This window comes from Enterococcus sp. AMC1086, from assembly GCF_058216575.1.
Window position 1 is genome coordinate 1,315,373 of record NZ_CM177100.1, and the last position, 14,439, is coordinate 1,329,811.

9 protein-coding genes are annotated in these 14,439 nt (G+C 37.4%); all 9 read left to right on the forward strand.

What is annotated here, in order from left to right; translation table 11 throughout:
* Positions 1-24: 24 nt before the first annotated feature.
* The 9 genes from AC4BC4_RS06135 to AC4BC4_RS06175 all read left to right on the forward strand — a co-directional run bounded on the left by AC4BC4_RS06135 (position 25) and on the right by AC4BC4_RS06175 (position 14,429).
* Positions 25-1,401, forward strand: a complete 1,377-nt coding sequence (locus AC4BC4_RS06135; protein WP_490477119.1) for a glycoside hydrolase family 1 protein — start codon at positions 25-27, stop codon at positions 1,399-1,401.
* An 8-nt stretch (positions 1,402-1,409) separates the two neighbouring features.
* Positions 1,410-2,729 carry an alpha-L-fucosidase gene (locus AC4BC4_RS06140; protein WP_490477120.1) on the forward strand — a complete coding sequence of 440 codons (1,320 nt, stop codon included), beginning with the start codon at positions 1,410-1,412 and terminating at the stop codon, positions 2,727-2,729.
* A gap of 119 nt (positions 2,730-2,848) precedes the next feature.
* Positions 2,849-4,573 (forward strand): ABC transporter ATP-binding protein, encoded by a 1,725-nt coding sequence (locus tag AC4BC4_RS06145; RefSeq protein WP_490477121.1) that lies wholly within the window; start codon positions 2,849-2,851, stop codon positions 4,571-4,573.
* A gap of 16 nt (positions 4,574-4,589) precedes the next feature.
* The gene (locus tag AC4BC4_RS06150) at positions 4,590-6,374 is read left to right on the forward strand and encodes an ABC transporter ATP-binding protein (protein ID WP_438756362.1); all 1,785 of its coding nucleotides are present in this window, start codon (positions 4,590-4,592) and stop codon (positions 6,372-6,374) included.
* Positions 6,375-6,765: 391 nt separating this feature from the next.
* Positions 6,766-8,604, forward strand: a complete 1,839-nt coding sequence (locus AC4BC4_RS06155) for a beta-glucoside-specific PTS transporter subunit IIABC (RefSeq protein WP_490477122.1) — start codon at positions 6,766-6,768, stop codon at positions 8,602-8,604.
* Positions 8,605-8,875: 271 nt separating this feature from the next.
* Positions 8,876-10,342, forward strand: coding sequence for a glycoside hydrolase family 1 protein (locus AC4BC4_RS06160; RefSeq protein ID WP_490477123.1), 1,467 nt, complete (start codon positions 8,876-8,878; stop codon positions 10,340-10,342).
* Positions 10,343-10,362: 20 nt separating this feature from the next.
* The gene (locus AC4BC4_RS06165) at positions 10,363-11,214 is read left to right on the forward strand and encodes a PRD domain-containing protein (RefSeq protein ID WP_490477124.1); all 852 of its coding nucleotides are present in this window, start codon (positions 10,363-10,365) and stop codon (positions 11,212-11,214) included.
* 387 nt (positions 11,215-11,601) lie between these two features.
* On the forward strand, positions 11,602-12,048 hold the full coding sequence (locus AC4BC4_RS06170; RefSeq protein WP_490477125.1) for a MarR family winged helix-turn-helix transcriptional regulator: 447 nt from the start codon (positions 11,602-11,604) through the stop codon (positions 12,046-12,048).
* Positions 12,048-14,429, forward strand: coding sequence for an ABC transporter ATP-binding protein (locus tag AC4BC4_RS06175; RefSeq protein ID WP_490477126.1), 2,382 nt, complete (start codon positions 12,048-12,050; stop codon positions 14,427-14,429). The genes AC4BC4_RS06170 and AC4BC4_RS06175 overlap by 1 nt, the downstream gene beginning before the upstream one ends.
* The last annotated feature ends 10 nt before the right edge of the window (positions 14,430-14,439 follow it).

The following is a 14,439-nucleotide window of genomic DNA, read 5'->3' on the forward strand; positions in this document are numbered from 1 at the left end:
ATAAACCAGAAAGAAGGATGAGTAGTGAAGACATTTCCTGAAAATTTTTTATGGGGCGCAGCAGCTAGCGCACCTCAGACAGAAGGGGCTGCTTTTGAGGGAGGGAAAAGTGCCTCTACTTGGGACAAATGGTTTGAATTAGAGCCAGAGCGATTTAATGCAGAACAAGGCCCAAGCATGACGAGTGATGTTTATCACCGTTATAAAGAAGATGTTTTGTTGATGAAAGACATAGGAATGAATTCCTATCGCACATCTATTGCATGGACACGTCTACTGCCAGATGGAAAAACGCTTAATCAAGAGGCTGTCACTTTTTACCGGGAGTATTTTACGGCAATGATTGAAAACGGCGTAGAACCAATTATTAATTTGTTTCATTTTGATATGCCTTGGTGGTTGATGGAAAAAGGTGGGTGGGAGGTCAGAGAATCGGTGGATCATTTTGCCTTCTATGCCAAAACAGCCTTTGAGCAATTTGGTGATTTGGTCAAAAAATGGACAACGCTCAATGAACCAATTGTTCATATCGAGTGCGGCTATCTGTCGAATTTCCATTATCCATGTAAACATGATTTCAAATTGGCTGTTCAGGTAGGATACCATACGTTGATGGCTCATGTTTATGCAGTAAAAGAATTTCGAAAAGTGGGAATTCCAGATGGCAAAATTGGGATTATTTTAAACATATCCCCAGCATATCCAAAAAGTGACTCACCAGAGGATCTAGAAGCAAAGGAACGGGCAGATCATGTTAATGTTTATAGTTTTTTAGATCCAGCAGTTTTAGGGGTTATTCCTGATAAACTGATTGATTTATTTGAAAGAAATGAGTTACTGCCAACGGTTGAAAGTTCTGATAAACAGTCTATCGCAGAGAATACAGTTGATTTTGTTGGAATGAATTATTACCAGCCCCTTCGCGTTAAAGCAGCGGTTGATCCCCGTTTTCCAGCAAAAGATCGTAGTGATTTTTACAATGGCTATATTTGGCCAGAACGCAGAATGAATGACTATCGCGGCTGGGAAATTTATCCAGAAGCATTATATGATGTGGCAATGCTTATGAAAGAAAAATACCATAATATTCCTTGGTATGTTTCTGAAAATGGCATGGGTGTAGCGGAAGAAGAACGTTTTACGGATGCAAAAGGACAAATAAAAGATGACTATCGTATTGACTTTGTCAAAGAACACTTAGAGCAGTTACAAAAAGGAATCGAAGCAGGAAGTCAATGCTTTGGTTATCATATGTGGACGTTCGTTGATTGTTGGAGTTGGCTCAATGGCTATCGCAATCGCTATGGTTTTTACCGAGTAGATATTGAGAATGACTGCAAACGGACGTTGAAAAAAAGCGGGGCTTGGTACAGGCAATTAATAGAAAATAATGGGTGTTGAGGATGACGATGAGACAAGATATTGAAGAAAATAAACAGACGGAACAAGAGCCATATGAAGGGATATCAGAAACGATTAAAGAGAAACTGTCGTGGTTTGAAGATCAAAAAATCGGCGTGATTTTTCATTGGGGTTTATATAGTCAAGCTGGAATTGTTGAAAGTTGGCAGTTGTCAGAAGAGGATGAGTGGGCCAGAAAAAAACCATGGAGAGAAGATTTAGCTACGCTAAGAAAAGAGTATTGGGCGCTGAATGAGCAATTTAACCCTACACTCTTTTGTCCAGATGAATGGGCAGAAAAATGTAAAAAAGCCGGATTTCGCTACATGCTTTTTACAACCAAGCATCATGATGGATTTTCTATGTATGATACGAAAGAAAGTACGTATAAAATGACATCTGACCGTTGTCCGTTTCATTTAAATGAAAAAGCTGATGTATTTCAGGCTATCATGAAAAGCTTTCAAAAAGCAGGGATTGCAACAGGTGCCTACTATTCTAAAGCAGATTGGCATTGCCCTTACTACTGGGTACCAAGTGAGCATGCTCGTGGACGTTACGCTAGCTATGATCCATTGGAAAGCCCACAAATGTGGCAAAAATTTGAGAACTTTGTAGAAAATCAATTACTGGAAATCTGTTCTAATTATGGTCCAGTTGATATTTTATGGTTGGATGCGGGGTGGGTCAATGCAAGAAACGAGCAATTGGATATGCCAAAAATTATTGGAAAATTACGTCAGCATCAACCAACTATGTTGGTGGTAGATCGAACGATCGGCGGTGAATTTGAAAACTATGTCACGCCAGAGCGAAAGATACCAGAAATTGCACCTAAAAAAGTTTGGGAAAGTAATATACCATTGGCCAATAATTGGGGATACGTACCAAATGATGTATATAAATCCTTTTCCACTATTTTAGAAAGTATCCTGAAAATAGTCAGTATGGGTGGTAATGTCATTTTAGGAATCGGACCAAAACCAGATGGTACGTTGCCAAAAGAAGCAGAAGCTATCATGGTTCAATTGGGGGATTTTTTAACCACTTATGGTGAGGGAATCTACGAAAGTCGAGCTATTCCAGAATTATCAATGGACAATTGGTACTTTACAAAAAAAGAACAAGTTATTTATGGATTTAGTTTGGCAAGTCAAGAAAAGCCCGTGATACTAAATATATCTGCATTAAAAGCTGTCTGCTCTATTGCTAAAATTGAAGATCTAAAAACAGGAGTGCCATTGGAAATAACAGATAATCGACTTTCTCTACTTAGTAGTGGACAAGTCATTGGCATAAAAATATATGAGAATGAGATATGTTTGTAAATGGTAAAAATCAAGAAATTCAAGAGTAAAAAATTTTGCTTCCACCGTTTATTCGTATTTAGCGTATTATCTTAGCTTGATAGCTTGAGGAAAACAAAGACTTCTCAGAGGTGAACAACGTGAACAACTATACTTGGATTTGGCAGTATGGAAAGCGATATAAAACAAAAATAGTTCTTTCTTGTTTTTTAGTTTTAGTAAATGCAGCAACGATTGTTGTCTTGCCGATCGTTTCGGGAAAAATCATCGACACTGTTATAGGGAAAAATCAAACACAGCTACTCGTTCCTTTTCTGGCAGTAATGATTGCTGTAACCTTGTTTCGCACAGTGACAGGTTATACGTACCAACTTTTATTTGAGCAAATGGGGCAAAACGTTTTATTTGATTTAAGAGAGGACTTATACAAAAAACTTCAGGAGTTAGATTTTGACTTTTTTAACCATACAAGAGTAGGAGATATCATGGCAAGGATGACAGGAGATACTGATGCGATTCGTCATTTTTTGTCTTGGGTGACATATAATTCTATGGAATGTATCCTTTGGTTTTGTGCAGCAGTTATTGTGATGACCTCGATCAGCTGGCAAATAACATTGGCTTTGCTCGCAATTACTCCAGCAATTTTTATTCTGACCCAGAAAATGTCTAAGGAGGCACACGGAGTATTTTTTGAGATACGTGAAAGTTTCTCCCAAATGAATTCTATGGTAGAAGAAAACATAAGTGGGAATCGAGTCGTCAAAGCCTTTTCAAAGGAAGCCTATGAAATTGACAAATTCAATTCACACAATGAAGATTACAAGCAAAAAAATATGGCCGCTGCCCAAGTATCAAAAAAATATTTGAGTTGGCTGGAAGGTCTGGCGAACAGTTTGACGGGCATCAGTCTATTGTTAGGTGGTTTATTCGTGATTCAAGGGAAAATGACGATTGGCGATTTGGTCGTTTTCAATGGATTTTTATGGATGTTGAATCAACCGATGCGTATGAGCGGCTGGTTGGTGAATGATATTCAACGATTTAATGCATCTAGTATCAAAATCAGAGAGTTATTGAATAGTACTTCAAAGATTGCCGTAACGAATGATAGAATCGAAGAAATCATTGGAGACGTTGAATTCGAAAATGTGTCTTTCCATTTTTCTGATAGTCCTGATAAAGAGATCCTTACCGATATATCCTTCAAGGTAAAAGCTGGGCAAACGATAGGAATTTTAGGTGAAACAGGTTCTGGAAAAAGTACGTTGGTGAATTTGATTGCCCGTTTTTATGATCCAACATCAGGGAATATGCTGATTGATGGAAAAAATGTGAAGGATTATTCGCTTTATCGTATTAGAGAAAGTGTATCAATGGTAATGCAGGATGTCTTTCTTTTTTCTAATACAATAGAAGAAAATATCGGGTTTGGAAGCAACTCAGCAAATCCACAGGATATTCAATTTGTAGCGGATATTGCAGGTGCGCATCAATTTATCCAAAGAATGCCAAAAGGGTATGATACAGTGGTTGGAGAGCGAGGAGTAGGACTCTCTGGAGGACAAAAACAGCGAATATCGTTGGCTCGTGCGTTGGCAAAAGAAGCACCTATCTTGATTTTAGATGACACAACGTCTGCAGTAGATTTGGAAACGGAAGCTAAAATTCAACAGCAGTTAAAAGACTTTGCGGGGAAAAAAACAATGTTTATCATTGCCCATCGTATTTCATCTGTTAGAAATGCGGATTTAATACTGGTTCTTGAAAAAGGACGGATCGTTGAACGGGGAACACATGAAGAATTGATTCTAAAAGCCGGTAAATATCAAGAAAATTATGTGAAACAACTCGGAGTTAGCTAGAAAGGAGACGACTTTTTTGGCCCGTAATACATTTGAAGAAGATGAAGAGCTTACACAGGCGTTTACTTGGATGCACTACAAACGGATGAACGAATTTCTTGTACCATATAACGGAAAAATGTTGAAGATTTTATTCGTAATCATACTGACAAATTTATTAGGCTTACTTGGTCCATGGTTTACTAAAATCATGATCGACACTGTTATTCCTCAAAAAAATACCCTGTTATTATTGGAATTAAGTGGCATTTTTTTCCTATCGTTGTTTGTTGCTGGTTGGTGTATGCGTTATAAAATCCAGTCGATGACTGAAGTTGGTCAGGATGTACTAAAAGACATGAGATATGCTATTTTCACTCATTTGCAAAGGTTACCATTTTCATATTTTGACAATCGGCCTCACGGAAAAATCTTGATTCGAGTAGTAAATTATATCAATACATTAAGTGATTTATTATCTAATGGTGTATTGAACGTAGTGTCGGATGTTTTTAGTTTATTCATTACCTTGGGTTTTATGTTTATTATGGATATTCGTTTGACATTGTATAGTTTACTATTGTTTCCTGTCCTTATTTTCTTTTCTTTTTTGATAACAAAAAAACAGCGTCTCGCATACCAAGAGCTAAGTAATAAACAATCGAATATGAATGCCTATATACACGAAAGTATTTCCGGAATAAAAGTGACACAGTCTTTTGCCAGGGAAGAAAAAAATCTGCAGACTTTTACAAAAATCAGCAAAGAAACAAAACAATCATGGATCAAGGCTGTAAAAATTATGTTTAAATTATGGCCCCTTGTCCAAAATATTTCTATGTTGACAATTGCGTTAATCTATTATGTAAGTATTCGCAAAATAGGTGTACAAGTCAGTACAGGAACATTGATTGCTTTTCTAGCGCTGGTGAATAATTTTTGGAATCCGGTCATTAATATTGGCAATTTTTATAATTCGCTGGTGACTGGGACCGCTTATATGGAGCGTATTTTTGAAACAATGGATATCGTGCCTGAGATTCAAGATCTACCGAATGCTCAAGTTATGCCGCCTATTCAGGGAAATGTTGTGTTTGAGCATGTATCATTTAGGTATGAGGAAAAGGAAAGAAAAATTTTGAATGATGTCAGTTTTAAGATTGAAAAAGGGCAAAGTATCGCTCTTATCGGAGAAACGGGTGCAGGAAAAACAACGATCATTAATTTATTAAGTCGGTTTTATGATGTAAGTGAAGGTCAAATAACAATAGATGGTATTGATATTCGGACTGTGACGTTAGCTTCGCTGCGCTCTCAAATGGGCGTTATGCTTCAAGATACCTTTATCTTTTCAGGGACAATTATGGAAAATATTCGTTATGGCCGCTTAGATGCTACGGATGAAGAGGTACAAGAAGCAGCGAAAATCGTTCGTGCTCACAATTTCATTCAAGAGCTAAACGAGGGGTATCAGACAGAAGTAGAAGAGAGAGGAAGCACCTTATCAGTTGGCCAAAGGCAATTGATTAGCTTTGCTAGAACATTATTAGCTAATCCTCAAATCTTGATATTAGATGAAGCAACCTCCAGCATTGATACGAAAACGGAAGAACTGTTGCAAGAAGGTCTACAAGAATTACTAAAAGGTCGGACATCTTTTGTCATCGCCCATCGCTTGTCAACCATTAAAAACAGCGACCAAATTTTTTATGTTAGTGATGGAAAAATCGTTGAAAAAGGAACCCATGAAGAATTAATGAAACTTAAGGGAAAATACTATTATCTTTATCAAGCGCAGGTTGATTTAATCCAAAATGCCTGATTAATAAAAAATCATTCAATTTATACTATCGGCTTAAGTTAAAAAAGGAAAATAAAGTGATTTAGTAACAAAAAAACGAACAGTAAATTGGCTTTTATTCCGATTTATTGTTTGTTTTTTATATACAACTTATGAGCATGAACGTCAATTGAGTTTGGACAGAAAAATTGGGAAAATCAAAGTTAAAATAAATGGTTGCGTTTACAAAAAAACTATGATAATATGAAATCAATTAATAACAGGCATGTGACTGGTAATGCAGGCAGGACCTAAATAAAGCATTTTTCAACAGAAGGAGTCTCACTCTGATGAATGTTTTATTTAGTTTCTGTCTGTTTTTTGCGTAGAGTTTGGCCAATTTTGCGTAACTACTTATAAAGGGGAAATTGTGATGAACTACAAAGAAACTGCTTTGTCGATTCTAAAATTGATTGGCGGAAAAGAAAATATTTCACATCTTGAACACTGCTCAACTCGCTTACGTTTTACCTTAAAAGACAATACATTAGTAGAAACTGAAAAACTTGAAAAAGTAGATGGTGTGATCGGTGTACGTCAAACAGTTCAATGCCAAGTCATTATTGGAAACGATGTTGTTGAAGTTTACGATGAAATGAAGTCTCTATTAGGCGAACTATCTGAAAATGACGGGCCAAAAGAAAAACAAAAATGGGGATCCGTGTTGCTAGATTTTGTCATTTCAATTTTTCAACCACTCATTCCAGCTATAGCTGGCGGAGGCGTATTGAAATCATTGTTGCTATTGGCTTCAGTAACCGGTCTGATGAACGATCAAAGCCAAACGTATCAAATTCTTAATTTAATTGGAGGGGCACCATTATATTTCCTTCCAATATTGGTCGCGATGACAACAGCGAATAAATTAAAAGTAAATCAGCTGGTTGCAGTGTCAGCGGTGGGAGCGTTGATTTTGCCGGAATTAACTACTCTGTTGGCAGACGGGGCAAATTTTCTTGGCTTTAGCATAACCAATATTGCGTACGCGTCACAAGTGTTTCCAGCAATTTTAACGGTGTTGTTTTACGCACAAATGGAAAAGCTATTCACTAAATACTCACCAAAACCAATTCGAATTTTCTTTGTACCAATGATGAGTTTACTGATTACTGTACCGATTGCATTACTTATTTTAGGTCCATTAGGCTACAATGTCGGTACGATTTTTTCAGCGATCATTATTTGGTTATATACACATTTTGGTTGGGTTGCGACGGCCGTTTTGGCAGCGATTCTACCATTTATGGTTGTGACTGGGATGCACAAGGCAATGATTCCTTATGCTGTCTCTTCTATGAGTGAAATCGGAGCAGAATTATTATATCTACCAGCATCTTTAGCACATAATATTGCTGAATCAGGCGCTTGTTTTGCTGTCAGTATTAAAACAAAGGATCAAAAACTACGTTCTACTGCAGTATCTGCCGGGATTTCGGCGTTATTCGGTATCACCGAGCCTGCGTTATATGGGGTGACGATTTTAAATAAACGAGTATTATATAGTGTGATGTTTGCAAGCTTAGTTGGCGGTGGATTTGCAGGAATTATGGCAATCAAAGCGTTTGCTTTAGTTGGACCAGGTTTGGCTAGTATCACAATGTTTGTAGACAAAGCAAATCCAATGAATTTAATTTGGGCGTTTGTTACCGTGGGACTAGCATTTGTAGTCGGTTTTTTATCAGTGTTGGTTGTCTACAAAGATGAAGTAGCCTTGGAGAAGGCAGATGGTGTTGAAGGAGTATCTGAAACAGATGCAGAGCAATTGGTCAGTCCAGTTGTAGGAAAAGTTATTGCGTTGACAGAGGTAAATGATGATGTTTTTTCAAGTGGTTTGATCGGTGATGGACTTGCGATAATACCTGAAGATAATATCCTCATTGCGCCAGAATCAGGTGAGATCACTATGGTGTTTGAAACGAAGCATGCCTTAGGATTAAAAACAAGTAATGGCGCAGAAATCTTGTTTCATATTGGGCTCAATACTGTACAACTAGGTGGTGAGGGATTTCAAGCTTTTGTAAAAGTTGGTGATCAAGTGGCTAAAGGACAAAAATTGATAGCGTTTGATTTGGACAAGATCAAAGCGGCTGGATTTGACCCCACGATTGTTTGTGTTGTAACAAATAAAGAATCTTATCAGGTGAAATCTTCTCATCATTCAGAAACAGTGACGAATCAGACCAATGTATTGTCAATTGTACCAATTATATAGATAGAACAGCTTTAAGCGATTTAGTTATAGGATCGAGCTGCTCAGGAAAAGGCTAAACTATGAATGAGACAAAAAGCGTTTCAGACCTAGTTTCCTATTTTCCAGACGAGGCTAAACGAGCTCGTTATGCTTTTACGTTATCTAGCTTCACGAGCTAGCTTCTCAGGAAAAAGATAAACTATGAATGAGACAAAAAGCATCTCAGACCTAGTTTCCTATTTTCCAGTCGAAGCTAAACGAGCTCGTTATGCTTTTAAATTAGGAGGATATTATGCAAAACAATAAAACATTTCCAAAGGATTTTTTATGGGGTGGCGCAATTGCCGCAAATCAAGTTGAAGGTGGTTGGAACGTTGATGGTAAAGGCTTATCAGTAGCAGATATTGCCAGTTACAAACCTCATGTCGATAACAAAGATTACGCTGCGCATATGGGGATTTCTACTGCAATAATTGAAGATGCGATCGCTGATAAAACAGATAAATGGTATCCCAAACGACGTGGGATAGATTTTTATCATCGTTATAAAGAAGATCTGGCTTTATTTAGCGAACTGGGTTTCAAGACTTTACGTTTATCGATTTCTTGGACAAGACTTTTCCCGACAGGTGAAGAAGAGCACCCAAATGAAAAAGGCATTGCATTTTATCTCGCGGTTTTTAAAGAAATGAAACGCTTAGGTATCAAGCCGATTGTTACGTTATCACATTACGAAATGCCACTCGCACTTAGCATAAAATACAATGGCTGGGTCAATCGTCGTGTGATCGATGATTTTGTTCGTTTTGCAACAGTTTGCTTTGAAGCATTTGGCGAGTATGTAGAGTATTGGCTAACATTTAACGAGATCGATAGCATTCACCGTCATCCTTTTACAACAGCCGGTATCGTGCCAGACAAGTGTACACCTGGAAAAGAAGAACAAGAAATTTACCAAGCGTTGCACCATCAATTTGTCGCTAGTGCTCTTGTTACAAAAATAGCCCATGAGAAAAATACCAACAACAAAGTAGGCTGTATGCTAACTAAATTAATGACTTATCCATTAACTTGTGCACCGATCGATGTCGAATTAACGTTAAAGAAAAATCTTGAAAATAATTTTTATACTGATGTTCAAGTCAAAGGTGAGTATCCTAAAATGATAGAGGCTGCTTTGAAAAATAGAGGGATCACTATTACAATAACGTCAAAAGAACGTCAGATTTTAAAAGAAAATACGGTCGATTTCCTTTCGTTTAGCTACTATATGTCGATGGCAGAATCTGGCGATCCAGAAGCTGAAAGAACACCTGGCAATACCGTTTTAGGTGTTAAAAATCCTTATTTACCTTCAACAGATTGGGGTTGGCAAATCGATCCAAAAGGTTTAAAAATTGCTTTGATTGAATTATATGACCGTTATAATATTCCATTGATGATTGTAGAAAATGGCATGGGATCGGTAGATATTGTGGAAAACGGTGCGATCCATGATCCTTATCGTGTTGACTATTTTAAAGCACATTTCAAACAAATGAAAGAAGCTATCGATGAAGGGGTCGATTTGATTGGCTATACAAGTTGGGCGCCAATTGATCTAGTCAGCGCAGGAACATCACAAATGTCCAAACGCTATGGTTTTATATATGTGGATGCTGATGATGAAGGAAATGGCACATATGATCGCTCTAAAAAAGATTCCTTCAATTGGTATCAAGAAGTGATTGCAACAAATGGTGCAAGTTTAGCGCAGTAGTAGACAGGGAGTGGCTCTTAATGATCTTAGTAAAAAAAGTATTGAACTCAAGCGTCGTACTTGTTGAAAAGGATGGACAAGAGATGATTGCTTTAGGCAAAGGGATTGGCTACAATAAAAAAATCGATGATGTGATCTCTGATTCTTTAGTAGACAAAATTTTCTTACCGATTGAAGAACAAAAATCTTCTCAATTTGCTGAATTAGTTGATGAAATACCAATACAATTTTTTGAAATCACGAAAGAAATTGTTGCAATCGCTGAAGAAGAATTACCTTACCAATTGAATACCAGCATCTATTTAACTCTTTCAGATCACTTACACTTTGCTGTAGAACGTAGTGAAAAAGGCCTGGCTATTTCCAATCGATTATATTGGGAAATCAAAAATTATTACCCAAAAGAATTTTATATTGGTGAAATGGCTTTAAAACAAATCAAGCAAAAGTACAAGATTGAACTGCCAAATGAAGAAGCGTCGAATATTGCCTTTCATTTAATCAATGCACAATCGAATAAACATGAGGATCAAGATGGCTTAAAAAAAGCCAAACTGGTGGGTACGATCGTTAATATGGTTCGTTATTCCTTACGTCAAGAAATCGATACGAATTCAATACATTATACTCGTTTCATCACCCATGTTCGTTTCTTTGTCGATCGTTTTTTCAGTGAAGGACTGCTTCAGGAAAAAGAAGATGAATTGTATCGCCAAATGTGGTCCCTCTATCCTGGTGCCATGGATAGTGCAACGAAGGTCAAGAACTATATTGATCAAACCTACTCAACACAGATACCAGAAAATGAACTCGTCTATTTAGGTGTCCATATTAATCGTTTAATTAATCATTCAGCGATTGAAAATAACTAGGCTTTTCTCAATAAGTTGAACTTGGTTTGAGGTTCTTCATTATGCCACAAATAATTCGCAATAGCTGTGTTGAAAGCAAAAGGAATAGATTAGCTATTACTTTACTACCACTTACTTTAATTCGTTTCGGTAATCAAGGAAACTAAAAAATCTGGTCACGTTGAATAATGACGTTGCTAGATTTTTTTTGTCAAAAATATATGCCAATTAAAAATGAACGATAGAACACAATTTTAATTTTTTTAAATAAAACCGTATTCATTATTCTTTTTGCTCAAATCCTATTGACAATAAAAGCTATTTGCGTTAATATCAAACAGCATTAGTTACTAATACTATTAGCTATTAGTGGTAGAAAGTAATTATTTTAAAAAAAGGAGGAGTCATATGTCATACGCAGAAAAGGCCGAACAAGAACTTATGCGTCTAATGGTTCAAAATCGACATAGTGCATTTAGCAGACTTGAAAAGAGTAACCAAGGTGAAAGTATCGTTATCAAATTTCTTGAACGTTACGGTGAACCAACTAGTCCAAAGCATCTAGCTGAATCATTGAACCTATCCAGTGCTCGTATTGCAGTTGTTCTAGGTAGTTTAGAAAAAAAGGGTCAAATCGAACGTAAGATGGACCCAGATGATCGTCGTCGTATTAATGTTACGCTAACGGATTGCGGCAAAAAAGCCGCTAAACTTCAAAAAAAAGAAATGCGCGATAAGATCGTTCAAATTTTTAAACTCATGGGAGAAAAAGATACGGCACAGTTCATCGAGCTGACTGCGAAATTCGTAGATTACTCCCAACAAATTTCCCGGAAAGAGGAAGGTGACCAATAGTGAAGATCTTTAAATATCTTGGCAAATACTGGTATGCGGTCATCGCGGTTCTTGTGCTTTTAGTTGTGCAGGCAAGTAGTGATTTAAGCTTACCAAGATTAACATCGGGAATCGTCGATGTCGGTATTCAACAAGGAGGGCTTGAGTACTCCACACCTGAAAAAATCAGGAAAACATCTCTTCAGGGAATCGAAATGTTCATGACAGATGATGAGAAAAAAACAATTGAAGAAAACTATAAACTAACAACTGAAAAAATTGATGGCAAAGAAGTTGAAGTCTATAAATTAAATCTTCAAGATGGGATGACAGAAGCAAAATTAGCAGACATTTTTAACTTACCAATGATGATGCTCGCATCTTCCCAATCAAAAGATTCATCGAACGCTAGTGAAGCAAAAGCGATTATAGAAGATTATAAAACAATTGGAGAAGACGCCACTAAGGCCAAGCAACTTGGTGAAGAGGCAACAAGCATAGGGGAACAAGCCCAAGCTGCAGGTGCCGCTGCCGCTTCTGCCACAGATATCGCGACTGCAACTGAAAAAGGGACTGAAGCACAAGACCTAGCGGCTCAAGCCCAAGCCAAAGGGACTGAAGCCAAAAACTTAGCTGATTCAATCAAGGCAAAGACAGATGCTTTACCTGCAAAAGTCGAAGAAGCTCGTAAAGAAACGAAAAAAAGTTTAGGTGATTTAGGCGCGGATTCTATGAAAACGGTAGGAATTCAATTAACACTAGCCGAATATAAAGCACTGGACATGAATACACAAAAAATTCAAACGGACTATATGATTAAAACGGGAACAGAAATGGTTCTTTTAACTTTCCTTTCCGCTGTAGCAGCAGTCATTGTGGGCTTGATCGCTGCATTAGTTGCTGCATCTGTTGGACGAAACTTGCGTGTGGGTCAATATGAACGTACGCTGCAATTTTCAAATACGGAAATGGATAAATTCTCTCCAGCTTCATTGATTACGCGAAATACCAATGACATTCAACAAATGCAAATGGGAATCGTCATGATCATGCGTATCGTATTATATGCGCCGATCTTAGGTATTGGTGGGATCTACAATGTCTACCGAACTGGAACGGGAATGGGCTGGATCGTCGGTGTAGCTGTGGGTGCTGTTTTAATTTTAGTAATAAGCTTACTTCTAACAACGATGCCTAAGTTTAAAGCCTTACAAAATTTAGTCGATAGAGTGAATTTAGTTTCTCGTGAAATTATTACTGGTTTACCTGTTATTCGTGCTTTTTCACGCGAAAAATTTGAAGAAAAACGTTTTGATGTGGCCAATACTAATTTGATGAAAACTCAATTATTTGTTAACCGGGCGATGTCGATCATGATGCCGATCATGATGTTATTGATGAATGGTATTTCTGTTTTGATCGTTTGGGTCGGTGGACACAATATAAACAACGGTCAACTTCAAGTTGGGGATATGATGGCCTTTATTACCTATACAATGCAAATCGTTATGGCATTTATGATGTTGTCAATGGTATCAATTATTCTACCTCGTGCCAATGTTGCAGCTGGCCGTGTGGAAGAAGTTCTTGAAACAGAACCAACAATCAAAGATCCGAAAAATCCTAAAGATGATCATGAATTTAAAGGTGAAGTGAAATTTGAAGCAGTAGAATTCCGTTATGGTGATGCTGATAAAGACGTGTTACATCACATTAACTTCACAGCAAAACCAGGTCAAACAACAGCCTTGATCGGTTCGACGGGTTCAGGTAAATCAACAATCGTTAATTTGATTCCTCGCTTGTTTGACGTAACAGGTGGACGAATCACGATTGATGGAATAGACATTCGTGATATCAGCTTGCACAAATTGCACGATATTATCGGTTTTGTACCGCAAAAAGGAATCTTATTCTCAGGTGATATTGCATCAAATATTAAATTTGGTGATGCTGATATAACAGATGAACAAATGGAGAAAGCTGCTAAAATTGCGCAAGCAGAAGAATTTATTGACTCAAATGAAAAAGGCTATAGCCGAGAAATTTCTCAAGGTGGAACGAACGTTTCTGGTGGACAAAAACAACGTTTATCGATTGCTCGTGCCTTGGCGAAAGATCCTAATATATTGATCTTTGATGATTCATTTTCAGCACTTGATAATAAAACGGATGTAGCCTTACGAAAAGCATTATCTGAAAATATCAAAGGGGCCACACAAATCATTGTCGCGCAAAAAATTTCTACGATTCTTCATGCGGATAACATTATCGTATTGGACGAAGGTCGTATCGTCGATCACGGAACACACGAAGAATTAATGAAGTCATCAACTGTCTATCAAGAAATTGCCCAATCACAATTGAGCAATGCTGAATTAGGCATAGAAGAAGCTGAGTAGGGGGGAGCAA

What these genes read in the sequence shown, in the direction of transcription:
- AC4BC4_RS06160 (WP_490477123.1), top strand. Translation starts at nt 8,876, where the DNA reads ATGCAAAACAATAAAACATTTCCAAAGGATTTTTTATGGGGTGGCGCA.
- AC4BC4_RS06155 (WP_490477122.1), top strand. Translation starts at nt 6,766, where the DNA reads ATGAACTACAAAGAAACTGCTTTGTCGATTCTAAAATTGATTGGCGGA.
- AC4BC4_RS06165 (WP_490477124.1), top strand. Translation starts at nt 10,363, where the DNA reads ATGATCTTAGTAAAAAAAGTATTGAACTCAAGCGTCGTACTTGTTGAA.
- AC4BC4_RS06170 (WP_490477125.1), top strand. Translation starts at nt 11,602, where the DNA reads ATGTCATACGCAGAAAAGGCCGAACAAGAACTTATGCGTCTAATGGTT.
- AC4BC4_RS06140 (WP_490477120.1), top strand. Translation starts at nt 1,410, where the DNA reads ATGAGACAAGATATTGAAGAAAATAAACAGACGGAACAAGAGCCATAT.